We start from the raw sequence: 24181 nt of genomic DNA, 5'->3' as shown, positions 1-24181 counted from the left end.
GCCTGCGTGCCAACGACGACATGAAAGGCGCGGAGTAGAAAAGGGTAGCAAATGGCCGCCGCCGCGGGAGCCAGCGCCGAATAGTCGAAGCGTGGCCCGATCACGGCGCTTCGGTCCCGCGGCTGAGCAAACGCGTTCATCTTAAACCCCGTAAATATCAGCCGCCCGATCCGGCGAGTGCTTGCGCCGTATTAGCCCTCCACCATCGGCGCTATCAAGAATGATCCCGGCCCCAGCCCCAAGCGCGCGGGTCCGTGACCGACGGCTGCAGACGAACATCGGCGACGTCTCGACGACGCCTTCGCAGCTTTCAGCCAGCTGCGCGCCTGCCCAATTCCGGACGCATCGCAACCGGCTCCTCAGGCGCGTTCAGGACCGACGTCGTGAGCAGGACTGCCGCAGCGAGGACCCAATAGTACCAGGCGTCGAGCCCTGCGAATTTGAAGGCAAACGGTGCAATGACAAAGACCACCCCGACGGCGCGATCGACCCAAAGGTGCAGCCAGTAGGGAATGATGTGGACGAGACCGGTGGGATGGTCGGTCAGGGCGGCCAAGAGCAGCGCGGCCACACCGACGACAACCGAAAGCCACATTGCGACCGGTCCGCTTTGGCCGAGCTTCAGCACGAACGGAGCTGCGATCAAGACGATCGCGACAGGATAGTCGATCAGGTAGGCGTGGATAGACTTGGTGATGAAGCGAAACGACATCGGAGACTCCTCTGCTTGGTTACTCGAGCGGGTCCTTGCGACGTGGAAAGTGCATCCAGCCAAGAGGGCGATTTCGCGATCCTGTGATGGCAAGCACTCCGTCACGGGCCAGCCCGGTTAGACGAGCAGTAAGGGTACGCCGGCACGCCAACCATTAGAAATGCCCGGTCGTTATCGTTTCCATTCCACTCGCCCGGCGCCATGGAAGCGGGTTAGTTTGGCGCGTCGACCGCGAGTGTCCGAGGGCGGTGCTTCAGTATCCGGCTGTCGAGGTCAGGGAAGGCTTGGTAAGACAGCATTGTTCGCTTCATGCGTAGCGCATTTGGGTGGCTTTTGAACCGGCCGCAGTGAACGCATGCGCCGCATGCTCTCCCCGGACGTTAGACGCATTCCACGATTTCACGCCGTCCGAGCGACGACCGACCAGTCGCGAAGCCGCGTGACCTTGACGAAAGCGTCCAGCGCCGGCGAGTAGCGGCGCCCCTGCACAGCCAGTAGCCGCACCTCGCGCGAAACCGGGTCGCCTTCGAGCGGAATGGTCTTGAGCGTCGGAAGGCGCGGCATGTGCTCGGGCGCGAGTATCACGCCGAAGCCCGCGGCGGCCATGTGCTGCAGGTGCAAGTCGTGACCGCTGCAGTGGCCGAGGTTAGGCGGTTCCTCGGGGAAATACGACTGCTGGATCTTAGGGGCGACGTCGCATTCGACGCGCTCCAGCAAGACGGTCTCACGGAGGTCGTCGATGCTGATCGAGGGACGGTTTGCGAGCCGGTGTGTCGGCGCGAGAACCACGACGTAGCGTTCCTCGAACAGCGACCAGTCGTCGATACGGGCAGGCACGTCCCGCACGTCCCCGACCATTGCGGCGTTGATCTCCCCTTCAAGCAAGAGGTCGACAAGCTTCTCCGCCACGCCCTCGCGCAGCTCCACGTGAAGTCCGGGGATGCAGTTTGCGATCTCCGCGATCGGATCGAGGACGAGCGACGCTGAGATGGAAGGGGCCAGGCCAATCTTCAGTGGCGCAACCTCTTTGCGTTGGAACTCCTGGGCCCTGCGCCGCACCGCCTCTGCCGAGGCCACTGTGCGCTCCAGCATCGGAAGGACTTCCTTTCCGAGGTCGGTGAGTTGGGTCAGCTGGCGCTCGCGGTAGATCAACTGGCCGCCGAGTTCCTGCTCGAGCTTCTGCACCCCCTTGGTCAGCGCGGGCTGCGTGACATTGCACTGCTCGGCGGCGCGGGTGAAGTTGAGTGTGGACGCGACGGCGAGGAAGTAGCGAACCTGATGAAGCTCCATGGGTTGTTCTCCATCAGGTTGTTGCGAGCCCGGCGAGATTGACGAACCGATGCCTGTCGCGGCCGTCATGCAGCGCGCGACACAGCGCGGACATATGGACCGTGAGGTTGGCGGGCTCGACCAAGACATTGGACCAAAATCGGGCCATCAAGTCCTGCTTGCTGGCCAATTCACCGCGGCGTTCAAGCAAAACAGTCAGGATCTCCAGGGCACGACTTCCGAGTGGCACGGGCTTCTCGCCTTCCAGCAAAAGGAGCTGCGTCGGAAGCAGGCGAAACGGTCAGGATGAAACTTTAGTTGGTGGAACAAAGAAGGCCTGGTCCGTATCCGGAGTTTGAGAAACACAATTTACGTCAAATCCCGGTTCGGGATGCGCCAAGCGACCAATTAATGCGCGCATTATAACCTCGCGTGCCTGGAAAGGCGGTTTTCCGAGGAGAGCCTTGTTGGACGCATTTTGATGGCTTGGAGCGCTGCGGTCGATTGCGCGGAGGTACTTGTAAGGTTCGCTTGTCGCTGCCTGTGCTAAGCGATCGCTTAGAAGTGAGGGCGCAAACCTCGCGCCCCGAATCCGTTGACCGGATGTGCACCTAAGGAAGAGGATCAGCGGCGCAGAAAAATGCGGTGGACGCAATTTGCGAGTAGATGGCGCCCTCGCACGAAAACGCCGAGGACATGCCGTTCCGGCTCAGGGGTTCTGCGGGTGCTCTAGTCTTAGATTAAGAATGTCCGCCATCCGGCTGAGTTCGGGAAGCGAACGTGCCTTCATCTTCCGCATCAGGTTCACGCGATGCACCTTCACCGTGGATTCGGCGATGCCGATATCGTTGGCAATCTGTTTGTTTAGGCGACCGGCCACGACGCCGAGCATAACTTCACGCTCACGGGAGCTGAGCATGTCGAAGCGCTCCTTGAGCACAGCCAATGCGCTATCACTCTCTCGACGGGCGCGATCGCGAGCGAGGCCGGCCTCGATGGCGTCAAGCAGATCCTGATCACGGAATGGCTTTGTAAGGAACTCTATCGCACCGCCCTTCATCGCCTGCACGGTCATCGGCACGTCGGCGTGCGCCGTGATGAAGATGATCGGCACTTGCCTGTTTGCGGCGACAAGGTCGCGCTGAAGCTCAAGACCGCTTCGCCCCGGCATTCTCACGTCGAGCACCAGGCAAGTGGGACCGTCCGGCGGATCGGCCTTGAGAAACTCGGGAACAGACGAAAATTGTCGGGCAGGTAAACCGACTGTCCGCAACAGCCGCGCGACCGAGTCGCGAAACTCGGGATCGTCATCGATAACCAAGACACAGGGATTTGCCTCACCCATTCTCGGTATCCTGCGTGGGGAAGCCCATTTTCCCCATTTCCGACGTCACTCTACGCACAATTGGTCAAGATGAACAGGTCTCTTTGCCTAAGCGGATAGCCGGAAGCCTAAGCCATCGCTTACGGGCGCGGTCATTGCATTATTGGGAAATGTCCCGGACACTAGAAATTGCATGCAGGCGCGAGGTATGCCGCCAGTGTAGTGGAGCGAGGAAGACGCCTGGAACCGGCAATGTTGAACCGAACACTGATAGCCATCGTTGACGATGATCAGCTCTATCGTGAGTCAATGCGAAAGCTCGTAGTGTTAATGGGCTACACTGTCGAGGCGTTTCCGTCAGCAGCCGATTTCCTGGCGTCACGCTTTTTGCCGGAAACCACCTGCTTGATCGCCGACGTTCACATGCCCGGAATGACTGGAGTCGAGCTGCACAGGCATTTGGTCGATGCAGGGTACGCGATCCCGACGATCCTCGTTACCGCCTACCCCGATGAGGTCGTCAAGGATCGGGCTCTAAAGGATGGGATTGTTTACTACCTCAGCAAGCCAGTGGACGACGACTATCTCGAGCGATGCCTGCGTTCGGCTCTGCAGCCGAGTACGCCGATTGAGGACAATTCATGAGTCGTTGTCCGCCGGCAGAGTGAACTGAAATACGGCGCCGCGAGGTTCGTTCGCTTCCGCCCACAACTTGCCCCCATGAGCATGGATAATGGAGCGGCATATCGACAACCCCATCCCTGTTCCACTGGACTTCGTGGTGTAAAAGGTGTCGAAGACTCGATCGAGATGCTGCGCATCAATGCCGGGCCCAGAATCGCGTACGGCTACGAGGGCGCCTGCCTGATCCTGCTCGGTGCTGATCAACAGCTCTCTTACCCCTTCCTCAACCGAGCCCATCGCTTCAGCCGCGTTCAGAATCAGGTTCAGCAAGACTTGTTGGAGCTGAATGCGATCTCCCAGAACCGGAACCACACCGTGCGCAAGCAGAGTCTGGACCGAGACGCCATTCCTGTGGATCACGCTTTGTGCCAGTAGAATCACTTCGTTGGTAGCCGAATTGAGATCAAAACGCTCCTTTCGCGGAGGCGCTTTCTTGATGTGATCACGCATCCGTCCGACGATATCCTTGGCTCGGTCCGTGTCCCTGACAACGCAAGCGAGCGCTTCCCTGGTCTCATCCAGATTTGGCGGATTCATTTCCAAAAAGCGCGTCCCTGCACGGGCGTTGTTGCGAGCGGTAGCGATCGGGTGCAAAATTTCATGAGACAGTGAGGCGGCCAATTCTCCCATCATGCTCACGCGGTTCATGTGGGCGAAATCCAACTCGAGCTGGCGCAGCTTTTCATGTTCGTCCTGTGCTCGCCTTCGTTCCGTCACATCGACGGTTGTGGTGATAACCTCACTCACCGTGCCCTGGGGGGAAAACACATGGTAGCTGGTTCCTTCGACCCATTTGATTGTTCCATCAGGTAGGAGGAGTCTGAACTCGGCCATGAAATCTCTTTTCTGGCGCACGGCCTCCTGAACCGCTCCCCACACTCTGTCGCGGTCCTCTGGGTGAATGCGTTCCCACATACTTTGTCGACTTGGAAGGCCCTGCAGCGGATCAAACCCCCAGATCCTGTAACTCCCGTCCGACCAATAGAGGTAACGCTTCGTTGTCGCGTTGTAGATCCAATTGCCGGTGCGGCTGAGTCTCTGTGCTTGGCTAAGCGCTTCCTCGACGCGCTTGCGCTCGGTCAGATCGAGGACGAACGCAAGGCCCTGGTCACCTCCTTCCTTGAACAACGCGGCGCCAATAAGCACAGGCACGCGGCTGCCGTCTTTCCGAAAATATTCTTGCTCGAAGGGCTGAAGCCTTCCAGTCGAGTTCAGTTCTTCCCAGGCACGTTTGTCGAGCTCGCGCCACTCCGGCGGGGTCAGCCCAGTCCGGTGCAGGCGCCCCCAGACCAGGTCCTCACGGTCATATCCCACGATGCGTAGAAACGCGTCATTAGCTTCGAGGATCCGCCCTTCGCGGTCGGCAATGAGGATCCCAATGATGTTGGCGTCGACCAAACGCCTAATCTTCCCTTCCCGGTCCGCGAGGTCGTCATAAAGCCGCGAATTTTCCAGCGAGATTGCCGCCTGCGACGCAAGCACATTCAACACTGTGACGCGGTCAGGTGTGAAAACGTGGGCCGTCAGGTTGTTTTCGAGGTAGAGTACACCGGCCAATCTGCCCTGTTTGAGCAACGGCAGACAGAGAATTGAACGGGCGTGATGCTGATGAATGTACTTATCGGCGGAAAACGGGTTCGCGGCTGCGGCATCGTGGAGAAGAACGCTCTCTTTCGTCCGGATCACGTAGTGTAGGATGGACTCCGGCAGATCTGCAGCGGTTACACTTGCTTGTCGCTGACCGACGGTCACCGTATTATTGCTGGTCGTGACTTCCGCCTCAATCCGATACCCGTCACCTACCGCAAGGATCAACAGACCTCGCCCGGCACCCGCGTGCTCAATCGCTGTGCGCATCAGCGTGTCGATCAGTTTTTCTAGAACGATCTCGCCCGACACGGCTTGGGAGACTTTGATAACAGTAGCTAGATCCAGTTGTTCGACGGGTGCCCCGATCGTGCTTGTGGGGCCGACAACCGGCTTTTCCTCCCTGAGGTGCGGATACAACTCGTCGAGTTGGCGTACCTTGCCGTCGGCTCCCCAACGGATGTATGCGTACCGCGCGTCCTGCAGATAGGCATGCGCGATCTTCTTGAACCCGCGCGCGGCATAAAAGCGTGCGGCGACTTCGTTGGCGAGCGCCTCGTTGTGGACAAAGCCGTGCGTGTGTGCCGAGTGGATAGCGTGCTCGTAAAGATGTTCGGCATCAAGCGCGCGGCCTTCGATCCGGGCGATCTCCGCCCCGACGAGTGCGGCGCGGTTCTCGAAGTTATCCGGGCAAGCCGTCGCCCAGACCTCGAGCTGTCGGTAGTGCGCGGCTAATGCCCTGACATGCTCCTGCCATTGGCCGGCCGCCGCGGACTCGCAGCATGCTGCTCTGGAGAGCGCGCTGTAAAAGTGATATTCCGCGCATTCGAAAAAAGACGCCGATGTCGGCTGCAGCTGTTGCGCCCTCAATGAGGCTTCGAGGGCACCCGCATAGTCGCCGGCAAAGAAGCGTGCCTGCAGCTTGCGGGTCCAATACGAGCCCTCGGCCAACGCCAGATCCGGGTTCCTGAAGAAACGGGACTCCAGTAGGCGTTCGTCAAACTGCCCATCGTCAAAGCAACCGAAAATCGGCGTCAAGCCGCGGAGTGTCCGAATCAGCCCAAGCTGGCCGGCTATGGAGTCAATCGCAAAACCGAACCGTATGTTCCGCGCGAACGCGAGACCATGCTCGACCTCGACTTGCACGTTATCGAGCGGATCGCCCGCCGCGAGAAGATACGTGTTCAGGTGGGTGTGATAGTACGCCGCAAAAGTGAGGTCACCGATCTGGTTTGCCGTCTCAAACGCACGCAGCAGCAGATCACGACCTTCCCGGACATGTCTCGTCCAGAACATGAGTAAATATCCAAAGTTCAAATAGGTCCTGGCCTGGAAGCGCTTTAGCCCGCGCTGTTCGACCAGCTCATAGCCGAGACGGCCGAATCGAAGTCCCGCCTGGTAGTCGCCGAATTCCGGTCCAGCAAGCCTGCCAAGCACTGCATAGGCGTAGCACGAGCCGTCACAATTGCCGCCCTCGAGGCTGAGATTGACTGCTCGACAGATGACCATCGAACGTAGTTTCGCATCCGTATAGTGTGCAGGCGGCCCGAGCTTCGTCAGGACGTCGAGCGTCGCGAGCGATGCGGCATTGCTCATCAAAGGCTGATCAATGAGGCTTTCTATCGTGCGGGAGCCGAGTTGGGACCAGATCCGCTCATACTCGCGCCGAGCCTCGTCTTCCGTCGGGTGCGGCGACCAGTCGATACCCAGGTGGCGGAGATAGTCGAGACCGACTGCGATCGCGCGGCTGCCCTGATCCAGGGTCGTGTAAAGATCCACCTGCAGGCACGTGACGCGGGCTCGTTCGATCGTCGTTGCGGCACGGGCCGACAGCACCGCCAGGCGCTGCTCGGCTTCCGCCAGTGCACCAGTGAGAAACTCACATTCGGCCCGGTGCAGCTCCAGCTCAAAGATCAGGTCGTGCTGGCGCTCCCAAGAGTCCCGTGGCAGCAGTGCCGCGCCGGAGAGCAGATAGTTCAGCGCCGAGGCATAGGCTGTCGAGGTCTTGGCGCGTCTACCTGCAATGAAATTCAACTCCGCGACCCGCTCAAGCTCTTCAATTGACGTGATGAGATGCGAGCCGCGGTTGAGCTGATTGACGATTTCGAAGATCGTCTCCTCCAGCTTCTCTGGAGGGGTCTGCGCTGCGAGCAGCATCCCTATTCGGAGATGGGCTTCGGCACGCGATTCCTCCGGGATCAAGGAGTAGACGGCTTCCTGGACACGATCGTGGAGAAACTTGTAGGAATCTTCCGAACGAAAGATCAGCCCTGCTCGCACCGCTTCCCAAAGCTGGCCATGCATCTCCTCGGCGGAGTCATGGTAAACGATCCGCAACATGGTGAACCCTGCGTCGTTGCCCAGGCAGGCGAGCTTCTGCAATGCGTTTCGAGTTTCGGCGGACAGGCGGTTCAGCTTCCCTACCATAAGGTCCACCACATTGTCGGTGTAACCTTTGGCGTGAATGCGATTCAGGTCCCAGCACCATCGAGCCTCGCCATAATCGAAAGTGAGCAATGCTTCGTCGGCGAGCGCAGAAATGAACTGAATAGCGAAAAACGGATTGCCGGTTGTCTTCTCGTGGATCAGCTGCGCCAGCGGCGTGATTCTCTCTGGTTCGCTGTGAACAGAATCCGCGATTAGTTGTCCCAAGTCTTCACAGGTTAGGGGTGCCAATACGATGTCTTGCAATATCGCTCCAGCTTGGCGCATCGCTTCGAGCTTGCGCATCAGCGGGTGGATGGGATCGACTTCGTTGTCGCGGTAAGCGCCAATCAACAATAGGTTCTGCACATCCGGCCGGGTCAACAGATCCTCGAGCAGATCGAGCGTTGCTGCATCGAGCCATTGGAGATCGTCGAGGAACAGGGCGAGCGGATGTTCCGGCCGCGCGAATACGCTGATAAATCGCCGGAACACCAGCTGAAAGCGGCCCTGTGCATCCTGTCGCGGCAGCTCGGGGACCGGCGGCTGTTCGCCGATGATGTGCTTCAATTCCGGGACGAGATCAACAATGAGCCGACCGTTCGGTTCGAGCGCCTCGAGCAGCGCCTCCCGCCATTGCCGCAGCTCCGCTTCGGTCTTGCTCAAAAGCGGGCGGATCAGGCTCTGCAAGGCCTGCGCAAGGGTGGCGTAGGGGATGTCGCGCTTGTATTGGTCAAACTTGCCCGATGCAAAAAACCGCGGGGCAGAACAAGTGGCTTATGAAGCTCGTTGACGACCGCGGACTTGCCGATGCCGGAGTATCCGGAAACCAGCACCAACTCCGGCCTGCCGCCGGCGACGATACGGTCGAAGGAGGCAAGCAGGGTATCGATCTCGGCTGTCCGACCATACAATTTCTCGGGGATCAGCAGCCGGTCCGGAGTGTCGTGTTCCCCGGGCGGGAATTCGTCGATATCGCCTCGGGTTTCCCATTCAGCAAGGCAACGCAGTAGATCGCTCTCGGCGCCTGCAGCCGTCTGGTAACGCTCCTCAGCAGTCTTGGCGAGCAGCTTCATAATGATCGCAGAGACGGAGGCTGGGAGGTTTTTTAACCGCTCGCTGGGCGGCGCCGGTGGTCTTGCAATATGGCAGTGCACCCATTCCATCGGATCGGCCGCCGTGAAGGGCAGAACGCCCGTGAGCATCTGGTACAGCGTGACGCCGAGGGCGTAGAGATCGCTGCGGGCGTCGACCGAACGGTTCATCCGCCCGGTTTGTTCGGGTGCCATGTAGGCAAGCGTACCGGCGATGGTCTCGGGCGGCTCGGGCGCCTGCCGCTCGCGGGACAGGCGCGATGCGATGCCAAACCCGGTGAGCCGCACGTGTCCATCCGCGCAGTCCACCACAATATTAGCTGGCTTGATGTCTTTGTGGATGAGCCCGCGCTGATGAAGCTTGCCCAGAGCCGAGCTAACAGCGATAGCAAGGCGCAAGAAGCGTCCTACCTCCATGGGCCCAACGAGCAAACGATCGAGCGGCTCCCCGCCCGGATCATCGAGCACCAGCGCGGTCCGACCGGCGTCGCGCATGAGGGCCAGCGGCCGCGCCGCCCATGCCCCGTCGAGCTCATCTTTCAGTTCGTATTCGTGCGTGAGGCGATCGAGTCTTGTCCGAGACGGGTGGTCGGCGGCAGGGGCAACAAGCAGTACGGCGAGGCGGTTGCCATTGTCGTCCAGTCGCCAGCCACGGCTGAACACGCGCTCGCCGTCCTCCCACAACACCTGAGAGCTACCATCCGAGTACGCGACGTTCAGCGGCTGCTGCACCATCTGTCAGACTCCGGCGTCGAGCTTCGGCTTGAAGTCGGCTGATCAAGCTCTTCGCGTGCCGCACGCGCGGCCCCTCTCCAGCCTGGAGAAATCGTACTCCATCGCCCGAGAAATGCCAGCCGCCCTCCATCTTGCCGGGTACGGCGGACGCGGATCCTCCTTCGTTTAGCAGCAATTTGGAGCGATTTACCCGCCCTGAGGGTGCCGAGACTCGAGCTGGAACTCAGCCATCCCGAGCGCCAGCTGACGCAGCTCACCGATCTTGGAACGGAAATCCTTCCGATGCTGGCGCGCATGCTGGCCTCGGCAGAGACGGTACGTCGTCGAGCCCAGGCGCGTTCCGCGCTCCTCAGTGTAACTGAGATAGTGTTCCGGCTTCATCGCGCATCGGCGCCGCCGCGACTCACTCCGCCGCGGCCGCGGTCGTCTGGGTTGGCTTGCCCTCGTTCTTGCCTTCCGCGAGGTTGCGCACCACCATGTAGAAGATCGGCGTGAAGATCAGGCCGAACAGCGTGACGCCGAGCATGCCGAAGAACACGGCGACCCCGACCGCCTGGCGCATCTCCGATCCCGAGCCGGTCGAGACCACCAGCGGCAGCACGCCGAGGATGAAGGCGAACGACGTCATCAGGATCGGCCGCAGCCGCAACCGGCAGGCCTCGATCACCGCCTCCAGCCGCGGCTTGCCCTCGGCCTCGATATCGCGCGCGAATTCGACGATCAGGATCGCGTTCTTGGCCGCGAGTCCGACCAGCACCACGAAGCCGATCTGGGTCAGGATGTTGACGTCCTGCCCCATGATGCGCACGCCGATGGTCGCGGCCAGCAGGCACATCGGCACGATCAGGATCACCGCAAACGGCAGGCTCCAGCTGCCATATTGCGCCGCCAGCACCAGATAGACGAACAGCACGCAGATCGGGAACACATAGAGGCCGGCATTGCCACCCGTCACCTGTTGATAGGACAGATCGGTCCATTCGAAGGAAAAGCCGCTCGGCAATGTTTCGTCAGCCAGTTGCTTGATGGTGTTGAGCGCCGTCGTCGAGCTCACGCCCGGTGCCGGCTCACCCTGCAGCTCGGACGCCGAGTAGAGATTGTACCGCGCGACACGGTCGGGGCCCGAGATGTTCTTGAAGTCCACGACGCTGCCGAGCATCACCATGTCGCCGGCGGCGTTGCGTGTCCGCAGCCGCGCGAGATCAGAGGTTTCCATGCGGAACGGCAGGTCAGCCTGCGCGGTGACGTGATAGGTGCGGCCGAACAAATTGAAGTCGTTGACATAGGTCGAGCCGAAATAGGTCTGGATGGTGTCGTTGATGTTGGCGATCGGCACCCCGAGCTTCTGCGCCTTGACGCGGTCGATGTCGACGAACACTTGCGGCGTATTCGCCGTGAATGGCGAGAAGACCGAGGTCAGGTTTGGCGACTTCCGCGCGGCGGCGACGAGCTCGTCGGTCGCGGCCGCCAGCAGCTCAGGGCCGCGCCCCTGCCGATCCTGGACGCGGATGGTGAAGCCGCCGCTCGTGCCGATACCCGGCACCGCGGGCGGCGGAATGACGATGATGAAAGCGCCCTGGATCACCGACAGTCGCTTGCGCAATTCGGCCGTGATGGCATTCGCCGACAACCCCTTTTTCTGGCGGGCCTCCGGCTCATCGAACACCGGGAACAGCGCCGCCGCATTGCCGGACTGCGTGCGCGTCGCGCCGGAGAAGCCGGCAAAAGCCGCCACGCGAACGATGCCCGGCGTATCCAGCGCGATTCGCTCGATCTCGCGCACCACCGCAGTGGTCCGCGCCAGCGACGCGGCGCCTGGCAATTGCGCCGAGATGATGAGGTAACCGCGATCCTGCGCGGGAATAAAGCCCTGCGGGGTGGTGGCGATTAGCCAGCCGGCGCTGCCGATCAGCGCGAGATAGATCACAAGCATCACCACCGTATGCCGGATCACAACGTCGGCGCGGCCGCGTAGCAGAGCGCCAGGCGATCGAAGATGTGGTTGAACAGCGCAGTAAAGCTGTCCCAGCCGCGCGCGATGATGTTCCAGCGCGCCGGCGGACGTTTCTCCTCGTGCGGAGTAAGGATCTGCGAGGCCAGTGCCGGCGACAGCGTCAGCGAGCAGAAGCAGGAGATCGCGGTCGCGACCGCGATGGTGACGGCGAATTGCTGGAAGAACTGTCCGGAAATGCCGCCGAGGAAGGCTGTCGGCACGAACACCGCGCACAGCACGAGTGCGATCGAGACCAGCGCGCCGCCGACCTCCTCCATGGTCTTGAGCGCCGCCTCGCGCCGGCTCATACCGTTCTGGAGATGTCGCTCGACATTCTCGACCACCACGATGGCGTCGTCGACCACGATGCCGACCGCGAGAACCAGACCGAACAGCGTCAAATTATTGATCGAGAATCCGAGCGCCGCCATCACCGCGAAGGTGCCGACCAGCGACACCGGGATCGCGATGATCGGGATGATCGCAGGCCGCCACCCCTGCAAAAACACCAGCACCACGATGACGACGAGCGCCATCGCCTCGTAGATCGTCTTGATCAGCTCATGGATCGATTGGGCGATGAATTCGGTGGGGTTGTAGCCGATATTGTAGTCGAGCCCCTTCGGGAAGCTCGTCTTGAGCTGCGCCATCGTGTCGGAGATATGCTTCGCGGTGGCGAGCGCGTTCGATCCGGGCCGTTGCGTCACCACCATTGCGACGGCCGACTTGCGCAGGATGAAGCTGTTGGTGGTGTAGGACAGCGCGCCGAGCTCGACGCGAGCGACGTCGCGCAGTCGCACGGTACGGCCGTCGGAGCCGGCCTTCACCACGATGTCCTCGAACTGCCTGGGATCCTTGAGGCGGCCGGTGAAGACGAGGTTCGGCTGGAATGCGCGATCGGCGATCGGCGGCTCGGCGATCTGTCCGCCGGTGATCTGCAGGTTCTGGGCGCGGATCGCGGCCACCACCTCGCTCGATGTCAGACCGACATCGGCGATCCGGTCGGGATCGAGCCACAACCGCATCGAGTAGTCGCGCGCGCCGAACATCTGGATGTCGCCGACGCCGTCGAGCCGCAAAAGCTGATCGCGGACCTGCAGCAGCGTGTAGTTGGAGATGTAGAGCTGATCGAACGTGTCGTCGGGCGACAGCATGAACACGACCATCAGGATGTCCGGACTGTTCTTGCGCGTGGTCACGCCGTTGCGCTGCACCTCTTCCGGCAGCCGCGGCTGCGCGATCGCGACACGGTTCTGCACCAGCACCTGGGCGGTGTCGAGGTTGGTGCCGAGCTTGAAGGTGACGGTGATGGTGAGCTGGCCGTCTGAGGTCGCCTGGCTGTAGAGATACAGCATGTCCTCGACGCCGTTGATCTCCTGCTCGATCGGGGCGGCGACGGTGTCGGAGACGGTCTGCGCCGAGGCGCCCGGATATTGCGTGGTGACGGTAACGGTCGGCGGCACCACTTGCGGATATTCCGAGACCGGCAACGTCCGGTAGGCGACCGCGCCGACGATCAAGAGCACGATCGACAGCACCATCGCCAGGATGGGCTGGTTGATGGAGAGCCTGCCGAGATTCATGGCTTGGCACCTGCCGCGGGCTGGCCGCCTGCTGGCGGCCTATCCCCTGCCGGGGGTTTGACCATTTGCGGCGTCACCTTGGCGCCGACGCGGGCGCGCTGCAGCCCGTCGACGATCACGTGATCCTCGGCCTTGAGACCCTCGCGGATCACGCGCAGGCCCTCATCAAGCGGTCCGAGCACCACCGGCCTTGCCGCCACCGTATTGTCGTCCTTGACCGCGAACACGATCTTGCGCGACTGGTCGGTGGCTACAGCGGTGTCCGGGATCAGCAGCGCCTCGTAGGGTGACGAGCCGATGATCCTGACGCGACCAAATTGCCCCGGCAGGATCGAGAGATCCTTGTTCGGAACCACCGCGCGGCTACGCAGCGTCGCGGTCGAGATGTCCAGTCGATTGTCGAGAAAGTCCATCTTCCCCTCATGCGAGGGCTTTGTCTCGCCGGTCAGCGTCACCTGCACGGGATTTGACGTATCGCGCGAACTCGGCCGCTTGCCTTCGAACCACAGCTTGCTGTTGCGCTGATAGGTCGCCTCGTCGACGTCGAAATAGATGTAGATCGGATCGAGCGACACGATCGAGGTGAGCAACGTCGCGCCGCTATCGGCGCCCTGCACGAGGTTGCCCGGGGTCACCAGATGGCGACTGACGCGGCCGGTGATCGGCGCCAGCACGTGGGTGAATTCGACATTGAGCTGCGCGGCCTTCAGTGCACCCTCGGCCTGCGTCTCGGCCGCATAAGCCGCCTGCAAGGCCTGACGGCGCTGATCGACGACCTGTACGGAAACTGCGCTAGTCTGGACCAGGTTCAGCCCACGGTCGAGTTCACGCTTGGCTAGCTCTGCCTTGGCCCGCGCGTCGTCGAGTTGGCCCTGGGCCTGCGACGCGACCGCCTCGAACGGGCGCGGATCGATGATGTAGAGCAGATCGCCCGCATGGACGATCGCACCGTCCTTGAACTCGACGCTGTTGACGAAGCCGCCGACGCGGGCGCGGACCTGGACCTCCTCGATCGCCTCGAAGCGGCCGGTGAACTCGTCCCAGTCGGTGACCGTACGCTTGACCGGTTGCGCGACTGTCACCGGAGGCGGTGGAGGCGCGGCCGCCTGCGATTGCGCCTTCTCGTCGCAGCCAGCGAGCGCCAGCGCGAACAGCAGACCGATCGGCGCGCCGCCGCATCGAAGGCGACGAAACGAACCGCGCGCCGGAGCCGGAGGCTCGGTTCTGCCAGTCGTACTCACTTCCGTCTCTCCAAGGACCTAGAATGTTGCAATTGAATTGGACAGGTCGCACGGCTACCGTCGGCCGGTCTCAATAAAGGCGGCAGCATTCGCACCGCCGTTCCGATGCCGATCTCGAACTTGATTTCGATGGCGCTGTCGCTCTCTCGGACAAATCCCTGAACCTAACCGAGACTCGAACCTTGGCCCAACCGGCTTCGTCGTCAAACTGGAGTCGAACGCACTTGCCAAAACACTTCTCGTAATGTCAGCGTGCCCAAGGGCGCGACGATTTCAATTACGTCGTTGCTTTGCATATCGACCCACTGCCTTTTAATCTTCCATCGTGTTCCGCGTGTCGATCGCGGAACCGCAAGTTTCGGCTCGACGATGCTTTGGAGAATGACCTTGCAAAGCCGGCGACGGAAATCACCTCTCGCCATGGAGTCGATAAACAGTCGTTATTGTCGCTCGCCGCGCGAGCGTGACGCCGTAGCGAGGAATGCCACAATCCGCAGAGCACTCGAAACCGCGACGTTTTCATTCTGCAGAGACTTCTAAGTCGCGTTCAGTCGCGGCGTCGTCGCCTCGGGCCTCAATAGTGTGGGGGCCGAGTTGGAAAGCGGTGCGCTCGTTCGCATTCTGTCCGACTGGGACTTCGGCTCGCTGGAAGTCAATGCATTGTTCGTGAACGGAAACACCATCAAGCCCGCTACACGCGTTCACGGATTTGCTCACCGGGACTTCGACACTGACTTCACGGAGCATTCCTGGCGGTTATGGACATGATAGCTTTACCCGAATGGTCGCCGGATTTACTTGCTGAACGCACTGGCTGGAGCGGACGCAGCACTGAGAGCTCGCACGAACGCTAAGAATTATTTTGCGCTGCCACTGGCGTACACACTCGTCGAAGCCGGTGGATCAATCATTCGAACGATCGGGACCTTATCATGACCAAGATCCGCGAAGTCGTCGTCGCAAGCGACCCCACCAATCATGGCGCGCTGGTTGGCCATGTCGGCGAATCTCGGTTTCCTGTCGGCGGCCCAGATGGCGGCGGCCACATTTCTTCCGGTCCCAATCCTTACGACCTTCTCAGCGCGTCTCTCGCCGCATGCACCGCTATGAGCGTTCGTTTTCAGGCTCGGCGCCAGAAACTACCGCTGGAGCGGGTGGAGGTGGGCGTCAGCTTCCACCACGGCGCCCAGGGCGAAAGAGATTCGTTCGAGCGCACCCTCGTGCTGGGGGGAGAACTCGACGCGCAGCAGCGCGCATTCTTGCTGGAAGCCGCAAACCTCTGTCCCGTAGGCCAAATTCTCGGCATTAGTGCGGATATTACCACACGCCTGGACGTTACAACTCCCGGCCACAACGAAAGCCCTCAGGCCAGCTACGAGGATGATCTGGCACAACTCCCGATCCCGAATATCACTCCGGATTGAGCGTCTCTCGTGCAGTCGATCACTGCACCCGGGGTACCGCGGCCAATCATACCCGCAGGGTCTCCAGTTCGGTGAACCCGCGACGCCTCGCGGGGCATTCGCTCCGCGGCTCACCGCTGGCGGGCTTTGATCTTTCGCGTCGATGGCATCGATTCCATAGCCACGGGTCATTGGACCATCGACTTTCACGATCGTACTTTTGCTCGTCTGCAAGAGAACTCGAAAGATGACGACACACCACACACAGGGAGGTGGATGATGAAGGCAATCGTCGTAACGGACCAGGCTGCGGGAACTGCCGGGATGAGGCTCGTGGAGCGGCCCGAGCCGCAAGCGGCGATCAACGACGTCGTCGTTCAAGTTCATGCGTCGGGATTCGTCCCTACTGAGCTGACGTGGCCCTCGACATGGACCGACCGCCTCGACCGTGACCGGACACCGTCGATCCCCGGCCACGAGCTGGCCGGGGTAGTCACCGCTCTCGGCTATGGCACAACGGGGCTGTCGGTGGGACAGCGAGTGTTCGGCCTCGCCGACTGGTATCGCGACGGCACCCTGGCGGAGTATGTAGCAATGGAGGCGCGCAACCTCGCGCCGCTCCCGGGTGACGTCGACTTCGCGGTGGGCGCGAGTCTGCCAATCTCGGGCCTCACCGCGTGGCAGGGACTGTTCCAGCACGGCCGCCTTCAGGCGGGGCAGAGCGTCCTCGTGCACGGCGCGGCCGGCGCAGTCGGGTCCATGGTGACGCAACTCGCACAATTGGGCGGCGCCTACGTCATCGGCACCGGACGTGCCGCTGATCGTCAGAAGGCGCTTGAGTTCGGCGCGCGCGAATTCGTCGACCTCGAGAACGACGTCCTCGAGGACATCGGCGAAGTCGATCTGGTGTTCGATGTCATCGGCGGCGACATCGGGAAGCGTTCCGCCCGCCTGATTCGAGCTGGAGGAACACTGGTGTCCATCGTCGGGCCGAGCGAGGCGCGGCCCGCCGACGGCTTGGCGGTCGACTTCGTCGTCGAGTCCGATCGTGCCCAACTGAGTAAGATCGTCGAGCGGGTGCGGGACGGACGACTGCGGACGAACATCGGCAACGTCTCGACCCTCGACGATGCCGTCGCTGCCTTCAATCCGACCAAGCGGATCAGCGGGAAGACGATCATCCGCGTTCGCCCGTGAACGACGCGCGCCTTCGATGCACGCGGCCGGCTGCGTCATATCCTTCGGCGCAGCTGCGATGATCTATGAGGCCCACTCGCTAGGCCTGGGTTCGACGCCGATGATCGGTTTCGATGCCGAAGTAGTGCACCGCGAGTTCGGACTGGCTGAGGACGAAGTACCGGTCATGCTGTTGTCAATAGGGGAGCGTCCGGGAAACTGGCCGCAGAGGCCGTGCCGTCCGGTCGCCGATGTGCTGGATCTCGTATAATTCTGTTTGTAAAACCAATAAGTTGGGGAGACTACGATGCCAAGATGTGCCGCTCTAAGGTCGGAGCAGGTGCCGGCCGATTCGAAACCGACCCTCGATATGTTCACCAAGAACATCGGGTTCACCCCAAATATGATGGCGACCTTCGCGGCAAGCCCGATCGCCTTCAACTCATGGGCCACCCTGCTCGGCTCCATGAGCAAGACGCTCGACGTGAAGACGCGTGACAGCATCGGCCTCGCTGTCTCCGAAGTGAATGGCTGCGACTACTGCCTGACGGTTCACAGCTTTACGGCCGATCATATGGCCAAGCTGCCGGCCAATGAAATCATTCTCGCTCGGAAGGGCCATGCCAGCGACCCGAAGCGGGACGCCGCCATCCGGTTTGCGCGCAAAGTGATCGATACCCGCGGCAAGGTCAGTGACGCCGATCTGAAAGCCGTCCGCGATGCCGGCTACACGGATGCGAACGTCATGGAGATCGTCGCGCTGGTTGCCATGTACTCCCTGACGAACTTTTTCAATAACGTGTTCGATCCCGAGAAGGACTTTCCCGTCGTCGCGCCTGCTGGCTCGATCTGAACTCTATGCGGTCGCATCGACCATCTCCTAGGGTGCTCGGAGCATTGCAAGGCAACCACTACTTCCCTCCCGAGTCCGTCAATACGGCAGTCGTCATCACCCGGATTTCCGTCCAAATAAGATGTATTCAGCCGGCACATAAATGGACCGCAATTCGACGATCGGCTGTTCAGTAGCGAATGAGTCCGAACAGGCCGAATAGGCCCTCCGCGTGCTGCCAAGCCTCGGCTACCCTTCATCCGCCAGGGTGGACGAGCCGCTCGAGGCTCTCCGCAGTATATTTTCGGGAGCTCTCAGTGTGCATGGTTTCCGACGTTCTCAAATGGAACGTCCGCCCACAGAGTGTAACGCGCTGATCCTGTAGATTCTTGCCTGGCGCAGCCAGTAGGTTATTTGACGGGCGTGGTCAGCACTTTGTCATTGGTGTCGAGGACGAAGACAGCGAGCAGCTTTGCCGGCTCTGACTTGCTCGCGTTGCGGCTGATCGAATGGGTCGCGCCCGGCGGTTCGGACCAGCTGTCGCCTGCCCGATAAATGCGCGTCTCGCCGTCATTCATCTTCGACTCGATCGCGCCCGAAATCACATGGTCGTAGATGAAAGCCGACTTCGCGTGGGTGTGGGACGCGGAGGCTGCGTCGGAGGCGTAATCGACTTCCACGGCGATCAGCGATTTGCCGGGGATATTAGGAATTGCCTCCTCGAAGTTTTTCGTGACGGTTTGTCCTTCGCTATCATGGGCGTAGATCGGGCCGGCCATCGAGATGGCGAGGGCCGCGCCGCTGGTGGCGATGATGGTTCGGATCTTCATGGGCTTTCTCCTTCCATCTATAGGTCTTCGTTCTTCATTGTTTCCTCCCGGCCTCGCGGGCCGGCTGATTACGGACACCGCACGGGTCAGTCTCGCGGGATGAAGTCGACGTGGGGCCCCGGCTCGATGATGAACACCGCGAGCGTGGCGAAAACGCAGGCGACCGCGGCGACCGCCATCGCCGCGTGGAATCCCGAGAACAGCTGAGGACCGCCCTGCTGCAGGACTCCGCCCAGCAGGGCGATGGCGAAGAGTGACCCGGCGCGAGACCGCGCTGTTGACGCCAGACGCGGTTCCGGCGCGACCGGGCTCGACGGAGGTGAGGACGAGGGTCGTCAATGGCGCGATCGCCAGGCTCATGCCCAGCGCCAGCAACAGGATGCTGGGGAAGATGTCTGCCCAATAGGTCGCGTTGGGGCCGATACGGAGCGCCATGGTGCATCCCGAGGCGACGACTGCGCCGCCGGCGAACAATGGCAAGCGCCGGCCGAACCGCCGGCAGAGCATACCGGCGAGCCGCGAGACGACCGTAATCAGCACTTGCAGGGGAATGAAGGCCAGGCCCGCCACCAGCGTCGGCCGGTGCGCGCCCCGGATCATCACGAACGGGATCAAGGTTAGCACGACCGTGAATGGCCCGTAGAGGAGCGCGGTGAAAAGGTTTGCGCCAACGACCGACCGCGAGGCGAAGAGGGACGGCAGCATCGCGTTGTCGCCTAATCGCCGTTGGCTCACGATGAGGCCGGCTAAGCCGCCCAGACCGACGATCAAGGTGACGAGCACCCAAAGGTTCGGACCGGAACCGTTGGTCAGGTTGGTCAGCCCCGCGCCCAGCCCGCTGAGCCCGACTGTCGAAAGGACCGCGCCACCGACGTCGACCCGGGCGTGGCTGGTCGGGGAGTCATTGGGTATTCACACGGCGCCGACGGCCAGCGCGCCGGCGACCACGGGCAGGAGCATCAGAAAGGTCGTCCGCCAGGACCCGTGATCGAGGATCGCACCGGCGATCGCGGGCGCGACGCCGCTGGCGACAGCCGCGGCGGCGGACCAGATGCCGACCGCACGGGCTTTCTTGTCGGCGGGAAAAGCCTGCCCAAGCACGGAAAGGCCGTTGGGCAGGATCACGGCTTCGCCCAAGCCTTGCAGGAAGCGGCCGACGATGAGCGGCGCGAAACTCGGCGCGAAACCAATCGCGGCCGCGCCCAGACCGTAGAGAGCGATCCCCCCGAGGAAGATCCGCTTCTGTCCGAACCGGTCACCCAAGGCGCCGGCGACCAAGGTCAGGGCCGCGAGCGGCAGGAGCTCGGCGTTCATCACCCACTGCAGGTCGAGCGGCGACAGGCGCATGTCTCGTCCAATCGCCGCGAGCGCGACCGTGACGACGGCGCTGCTGACGAACACGAGGCAGCCGCCCAGGCTCGACGCGGCGAGCACCTTGGTGCTGCCCTGCGCGCCGACGGCCTTAGGCTCGGAGAGCGCCAGGCCGCGGTCGGTCAGGATCAGGGACGCGCTGCTCACGACGCAATCCCTCAGGTGAGGAGGATCGCGCCCGATTCGAACAGCGCGAGCGGCGTGCCGCTCGGCCCGTCGGGGTCGTAGATTGCGGGAATGTTGCCGTTGGGGTTGAGCGCGAGAAAGGCCGGGTCGTGGCTTTCGTCCGCCAAGATGTCGATCCGGTGCGGCTTTGTGTCGACGTTAATGACCCAGGAGACCAGCCAGATTGCAAAGGCAACGACGATCGAGACGATCCAAAAGGCGACGTTGACCCACGAAGAGGACAGAATCCCTCGCCTCCCCAAGTTCATTACGGACGAACCCGGATGATCGTCTTCCCGCTGATCCGCTTGGTCGGATTGAAAGCAGCGACGGCATCGTCGAGGGTCGCGATGTTGCCGATGTTCGTCCACAGTCGTCCGTCCCGCACCCGCTGGACGATCTCACCCAGTTGGGCGCGATCGGGCGCGAGAACAAAGTCGATCGCCAAGCCGCCGGCGGGCCGCGCCTCGGTCGGCCCGGCGATGGTCACCAGCCTTCCTCCAGCTCGGATCAGCCCTGCGGACCGTTTCGCGATGTCGGCGCCGAAGACATCGAAAACCAGATCTACCGGGGCGACGTCTTCTAGGGCGTCGTTCTCGAGGGCGACGAACTCCTGCGCGCCGAAGTCGAGCGCCGTCTGACGGTGGACGGCGCGTCCGGTGCCGATGACGTAGGCGCCAGCCTCACGTGCGAGCTGGGTCACTATCGAACCGACTGCGCCGGCCGCGCCGTGCACGAGGACGCTCTGCCCCGCTTGAAGGCGACCGTGCTCGAACAGTCCCTGCCACGCGGTCAGGCCCGGCATCGCCACGCTCGCGCCCACCGTGAAGTCGACATCACCCGGTAGCGGCGCGAGGTTGCGCGCCTCGACGGCGACATACTCGGCCAAGGTGCCCCCGCGATACGAGTCCGTGAGGCCGAACACCCGCTGTCCCACCGACAGCCCCCTCGTGCCGTAGCCAAGGGCGGTGACCACTCCGGCCAGCTCCTGCCCGGGAATCACCGGCGCCCGGTCACGGCCGAGGCGATCGGTCCAGGTCGAGGGCCACGTCAGCTCGTCCCAGGTGAATCCCGACGCATGAACCTGAACGACGACGTCGTTGATCGCCGCCTGCGGCTCGGGCCGCTCCACGAGCCTCATCCCGGCCGTTCCCGCAGCCTGATCCGTTACGACGATCGCCTTCATGAATTGCCTCCTCGGATACTTGTCTCTTTGCTGGATATGTTCCAGCGATAAGAGCCCGTTCGACATCTCATGTGGTAGCTTCCACGACAGTGGTATCCATTGATCGCAGCGCGAGACGAAATTTTCCAATAGCCGGCACGTATAGTTTCCATAGCAGCGCGGAATACTGCTGCGACGGTCCTCTCTGCCATTCGTAATCAAGGCAAGTGTGCAGGCCCCGCCGGCATCACGCCGCGCAGTGAGGCAATAGCGATTCGTCTATCGATTCTATGGCGAGAGGTGATTTTCCTCGCCGGGGATTCGACCACCACGATGTGAAACCGCTGTCAGAAGCACCTACAACCCAAAACGAGACTGCAAATGACCTCTCCTACAAACTCGAGACGGCGAGCTCGTCACCACGAGGCGCAGCGGTTTGTAGACACTTGCGGCCGCGGTGTTATCGATGCAGAGCCCTGCCCGCGAGAACTCGGCGGGAAGCGAGCCGAACCGGCGCATGGTGCTTGCTACTTGCGCGCTCGCATCCTCGATGGCGTTCATCGACCGGACAGCGCTGCCCGTTGCGGGCAGCGAAATATCGGCGATGCTGTAGTCGGCGCCCATCACCCAGTCGCGGCACGCGACCTTTCGTCGAGGACACCGAGCAGCCGCGCTGATTGTCTTGCGTAGGGGTCGCGCGGGCGATTGTCGGCGTCGAGTTGATGGACAAGGGCCTCGAGACGGTCATGGCGCGGCGAGTTAGTGCTGTCGGCCTGCACGGTCCATAGCTCGACGATCCTGATACACTCGGGCATTGGGCGCAGCCAAGCAGCTACGCCACCACGGTATCGCGGTGATCGTCGACGCCAGTCTGAAGAGCGGCTCCATCGCTGAGAGCCGCCGTGGCGCACATACGTCAGGCGGGATGTCGCACCGCCGTGCCTTGATTATTGTCGATAATGTACCGCCAGAACCCATCCGCGCCGCGCCGCATGATGTCGCTCGCTGTGCCGTGCATGTGCACGATCTTGCCGTCAGGACCTGTTCCGTCAATTGACCAGTCCAGCACAATCTGGGCGGTGTCGCCGCCGACGAACACATGGCGCACATTTGCCTTCAGCGGAAGGCCGAGCTTGATATCGTGCTCGAGTATGGCCGTGAACTCGGCGCGATCAGTGATGGTTCGCCCGTCGTTCGCGACGAATACCGCCTCCGGGGCGTACAAGGCCATCATTGCCTCGATCTTTCCGGAGTTAAATCGCTTGAGCAGAGACGGGATAACGCCTTCGGGTTCAGTTGGGAGTGGAAATCTCTCGGACATCAGGGGGTCTCCTGTTTTCTGCTGGGCGCCATTCGGTAACATTTACGAATGTCGCAGTTATTGATCGCAGTGCCGGACGAATTTTTCCAATAGCCGGTGCGTATAGTTTTCATAGCGGCCGGGAATTGTGCCCCGACGGTCCTCTCCGCCATTCGTAAATCAAGGCAAGTTGTGCAGGCCGCGACGCGTCACGCCGCGCGGCGAGCGGCAATAACGATCGTCTATCGACTCTATGGCGAGACGTGATTTCCCTCGCCGGGGGTTCGACCGCCATGGTGTAAGACGTTTTTCTGTCAGAAGCGGTGAAGGATCATTCGGCGCTTTGAGCGCTAGACATTTCAAACAAGGAGCGCAATTGTGATGCTGCAGAATAACGATGTCTTTCCCTCTCTTACCTTTGCTCGCGTCGGTGGCGGCGAAATCCATTTGCCTGCCGATCTCGCCGGTTGGTTCGGTGTGGTCCTATTCCACCGGGGTTCCTGGTGTCCGTACTGCAATGCCCAGCTTGCCGCTTTTGCGAGAGCGGCGGACAAATTCGCTGGGGAAGGCGTCAAGGTCGTCTCTGTATCGGTAGACGATCGGGAAAAGTCGGAGATGCTCGTCGAAAAGCACAAGCTCAATTTCCCGATCGCTTACGGCGCCAACGCGCGAGCGGTTTCCGCAGTCACCGGCGCCTTCGTCAATGACGATCCCGTCTGTCTCCAGGCAACCGGCTTCGTCCTCAATCCCGAAGGCCGGGAGGTGACGGCCGTGTATTCGACCCGCGCGATCGGCCGTCTGATGCCCGACGATGTGCTCGGATTTGTCCGCCACCTCAAATCTTTGGCAAAGAACTGAAGACCAGCGGCAGACTAGCGGGGAGGTCGATGAATGGCACAGCCACTTGTGGAGCCGTGCAGCCGCGGCGTTATCGATGCAGCACCCTGCCCGCGAGAGCTCGGGCGGGAAGCGTCGCCTCAGTGCCGGCGCATGGTCCTCACGGCCTGTGTGCTCGCGTCCTCGATGGCGTTCATCGATGGGACAGCGCTGCCCGTTGCGTTACCGAGACTGCGCGCTGATTTCGGAGCGGACCTCGCCTCCGTTCAATGGGTTCTCAACGGGTATATGCTGGCGCTCGCCTCGCTGACATTGATCGGCGGCGCGCTCGCCGATGTTTATGGCAAGGCGCGCATGCTCGGGCTCGGTTGCGTCCTGTTCGGTCTGGCGTCCGCAGCTTGCGCGCTGGCGCCTTCGCCCGCCTGGCTGATCGCTGCCCGCGTCGCGCAGGGAGCG

Annotated in this window: 18 protein-coding genes and 4 pseudogenes; 7 read left to right on the top strand and 15 right to left on the bottom strand. The window is 61.8% G+C overall.

Features of this window, described 5'->3' with window-relative positions; translation table 11 throughout:
* Window positions 1–310: 310 nt before the first annotated feature.
* The 4 genes from CWO89_RS11295 to CWO89_RS11280 form a co-directional block, all read right to left on the bottom strand.
* On the bottom strand, window positions 311–712 hold the full coding sequence (locus CWO89_RS11295; protein ID WP_130578691.1) for an SPW repeat domain-containing protein: 402 nt from the start codon (window positions 710–712) through the stop codon (window positions 311–313).
* Window positions 713–1111: 399 nt separating this feature from the next.
* Complete coding sequence (locus tag CWO89_RS11290; protein ID WP_130578690.1) at window positions 1112–2002, bottom strand: LysR family transcriptional regulator; 891 nt, start codon at window positions 2000–2002, stop codon at window positions 1112–1114.
* Between the two features lie 13 nt (window positions 2003–2015).
* Window positions 2016–2252, bottom strand: coding sequence for a winged helix-turn-helix domain-containing protein (locus tag CWO89_RS11285; protein WP_165421102.1), 237 nt, complete (start codon window positions 2250–2252; stop codon window positions 2016–2018).
* A gap of 438 nt (window positions 2253–2690) precedes the next feature.
* Entirely contained in the window at window positions 2691–3326 is a 636-nt protein-coding gene (locus tag CWO89_RS11280) for a response regulator transcription factor (protein WP_130578688.1), read from the bottom strand.
* A gap of 231 nt (window positions 3327–3557) precedes the next feature.
* Here CWO89_RS11280 and CWO89_RS11275 point away from each other — a divergent pair, with 231 nt between their 5' ends.
* Entirely contained in the window at window positions 3558–3950 is a 393-nt protein-coding gene (locus CWO89_RS11275; protein ID WP_130578687.1) for a response regulator transcription factor, read from the top strand.
* On the opposite strand, the pseudogene CWO89_RS11270 reads toward CWO89_RS11275, so the two are convergent.
* From CWO89_RS11270 to CWO89_RS11255, 3 genes and pseudogenes are all read right to left on the bottom strand, one after another.
* A pseudogene (locus tag CWO89_RS11270) lies at window positions 3945–9829 on the bottom strand (AAA family ATPase). The gene CWO89_RS11275 and the pseudogene CWO89_RS11270 overlap by 6 nt on opposite strands.
* Before the next feature lie 403 nt (window positions 9830–10232).
* Window positions 10233–13405 (bottom strand): annotated as a pseudogene (locus CWO89_RS11260) (efflux RND transporter permease subunit).
* A complete protein-coding gene (locus CWO89_RS11255) occupies window positions 13402–14568 on the bottom strand; it encodes an efflux RND transporter periplasmic adaptor subunit (RefSeq protein WP_245475999.1) in 1167 nt (388 codons plus the stop codon). The pseudogene CWO89_RS11260 and the gene CWO89_RS11255 overlap by 4 nt, the downstream one beginning before the upstream one ends.
* 1010 nt (window positions 14569–15578) lie before the next feature.
* Here CWO89_RS11255 and CWO89_RS11250 point away from each other — a divergent pair.
* The 4 genes and pseudogenes from CWO89_RS11250 to CWO89_RS11235 all read left to right on the top strand — a co-directional run bounded on the left by CWO89_RS11250 (window position 15579) and on the right by CWO89_RS11235 (window position 18078).
* Window positions 15579–16070, top strand: a complete 492-nt coding sequence (locus CWO89_RS11250) for an OsmC family protein (protein ID WP_130578685.1) — start codon at window positions 15579–15581, stop codon at window positions 16068–16070.
* 258 nt (window positions 16071–16328) lie between these two features.
* Window positions 16329–17246, top strand: coding sequence for an NADP-dependent oxidoreductase (locus CWO89_RS11245; RefSeq protein WP_130578684.1), 918 nt, complete (start codon window positions 16329–16331; stop codon window positions 17244–17246).
* 40 nt (window positions 17247–17286) lie between these two features.
* Window positions 17287–17496, top strand: a pseudogene (locus CWO89_RS11240) (nitroreductase family protein); the annotation flags it as partial.
* Window positions 17497–17532: 36 nt separating this feature from the next.
* Window positions 17533–18078 (top strand): carboxymuconolactone decarboxylase family protein, encoded by a 546-nt coding sequence (locus CWO89_RS11235; RefSeq protein WP_130578683.1) that lies wholly within the window; start codon window positions 17533–17535, stop codon window positions 18076–18078.
* A gap of 235 nt (window positions 18079–18313) precedes the next feature.
* Here CWO89_RS11235 and CWO89_RS49455 read toward each other — a convergent pair whose 3' ends face one another.
* From CWO89_RS49455 to CWO89_RS11200, 8 genes and pseudogenes are all read right to left on the bottom strand, one after another.
* A complete protein-coding gene (locus CWO89_RS49455) occupies window positions 18314–18463 on the bottom strand; it encodes an L-histidine N(alpha)-methyltransferase (RefSeq protein WP_130578705.1) in 150 nt (49 codons plus the stop codon).
* Between the two features lie 4 nt (window positions 18464–18467).
* A complete protein-coding gene (locus CWO89_RS11225) occupies window positions 18468–18887 on the bottom strand; it encodes a cupin domain-containing protein (protein ID WP_130578704.1) in 420 nt (139 codons plus the stop codon).
* A gap of 912 nt (window positions 18888–19799) precedes the next feature.
* Window positions 19800–20405 carry an MFS transporter gene (locus CWO89_RS11220; RefSeq protein WP_165421101.1) on the bottom strand — a complete coding sequence of 202 codons (606 nt, stop codon included), beginning with the start codon at window positions 20403–20405 and terminating at the stop codon, window positions 19800–19802.
* A gap of 17 nt (window positions 20406–20422) precedes the next feature.
* Window positions 20423–20692, bottom strand: a pseudogene (locus CWO89_RS48830) (thioredoxin domain-containing protein); the annotation flags it as partial.
* Entirely contained in the window at window positions 20692–21609 is a 918-nt protein-coding gene (locus CWO89_RS11210) for an NADP-dependent oxidoreductase (protein WP_130578681.1), read from the bottom strand. The pseudogene CWO89_RS48830 and the gene CWO89_RS11210, both read right to left, overlap by 1 nt.
* Window positions 21610–21945: 336 nt before the next feature.
* Entirely contained in the window at window positions 21946–22212 is a 267-nt protein-coding gene (locus CWO89_RS46900; protein ID WP_207234457.1) for a hypothetical protein, read from the bottom strand.
* Window positions 22212–22403 (bottom strand): hypothetical protein, encoded by a 192-nt coding sequence (locus CWO89_RS46895; RefSeq protein WP_207234456.1) that lies wholly within the window; start codon window positions 22401–22403, stop codon window positions 22212–22214. The genes CWO89_RS46900 and CWO89_RS46895 overlap by 1 nt, the downstream gene beginning before the upstream one ends.
* A 101-nt stretch (window positions 22404–22504) precedes the next feature.
* Entirely contained in the window at window positions 22505–22909 is a 405-nt protein-coding gene (locus tag CWO89_RS11200) for a YybH family protein (protein WP_130578680.1), read from the bottom strand.
* Window positions 22910–23269: 360 nt separating this feature from the next.
* Here CWO89_RS11200 and CWO89_RS11195 point away from each other — a divergent pair, with 360 nt between their 5' ends.
* Entirely contained in the window at window positions 23270–23746 is a 477-nt protein-coding gene (locus CWO89_RS11195) for a redoxin domain-containing protein (protein ID WP_130578679.1), read from the top strand.
* Between the two features lie 33 nt (window positions 23747–23779).
* Window positions 23780–24181 (top strand): MFS transporter (locus CWO89_RS11190; protein ID WP_245475992.1); only part of this gene is annotated, 402 nt, incomplete at its 3' end.

The organism is Bradyrhizobium sp. Leo170, assembly GCF_004296405.1.
Classification (GTDB): domain Bacteria; phylum Pseudomonadota; class Alphaproteobacteria; order Rhizobiales; family Xanthobacteraceae; genus Bradyrhizobium.
Note: the sequence above shows the minus strand (reverse complement) of the source record. Positions and strands in the feature narration are given on the sequence as shown.

Bases quoted from the DNA above. Each gene is read 5' to 3' on its own strand.
- CWO89_RS11295 (WP_130578691.1), bottom strand. From the start codon at position 712: ATGTCGTTTCGCTTCATCACCAAGTCTATCCACGCCTACCTGATCGAC.
- CWO89_RS11290 (WP_130578690.1), bottom strand. From the start codon at position 2,002: ATGGAGCTTCATCAGGTTCGCTACTTCCTCGCCGTCGCGTCCACACTC.
- CWO89_RS11280 (WP_130578688.1), bottom strand. From the start codon at position 3,326: ATGGGTGAGGCAAATCCCTGTGTCTTGGTTATCGATGACGATCCCGAG.
- CWO89_RS11275 (WP_130578687.1), top strand. From the start codon at position 3,558: ATGTTGAACCGAACACTGATAGCCATCGTTGACGATGATCAGCTCTAT.
- CWO89_RS11250 (WP_130578685.1), top strand. From the start codon at position 15,579: ATGACCAAGATCCGCGAAGTCGTCGTCGCAAGCGACCCCACCAATCAT.
- CWO89_RS11245 (WP_130578684.1), top strand. From the start codon at position 16,329: ATGAAGGCAATCGTCGTAACGGACCAGGCTGCGGGAACTGCCGGGATG.
- CWO89_RS11235 (WP_130578683.1), top strand. From the start codon at position 17,533: ATGCCAAGATGTGCCGCTCTAAGGTCGGAGCAGGTGCCGGCCGATTCG.
- CWO89_RS11225 (WP_130578704.1), bottom strand. From the start codon at position 18,887: ATGAAGATCCGAACCATCATCGCCACCAGCGGCGCGGCCCTCGCCATC.
- CWO89_RS11210 (WP_130578681.1), bottom strand. From the start codon at position 21,609: ATGAAGGCGATCGTCGTAACGGATCAGGCTGCGGGAACGGCCGGGATG.
- CWO89_RS46900 (WP_207234457.1), bottom strand. From the start codon at position 22,212: ATGGGCGCCGACTACAGCATCGCCGATATTTCGCTGCCCGCAACGGGC.
- CWO89_RS46895 (WP_207234456.1), bottom strand. From the start codon at position 22,403: ATGCCCGAGTGTATCAGGATCGTCGAGCTATGGACCGTGCAGGCCGAC.
- CWO89_RS11200 (WP_130578680.1), bottom strand. From the start codon at position 22,909: ATGTCCGAGAGATTTCCACTCCCAACTGAACCCGAAGGCGTTATCCCG.
- CWO89_RS11195 (WP_130578679.1), top strand. From the start codon at position 23,270: ATGCTGCAGAATAACGATGTCTTTCCCTCTCTTACCTTTGCTCGCGTC.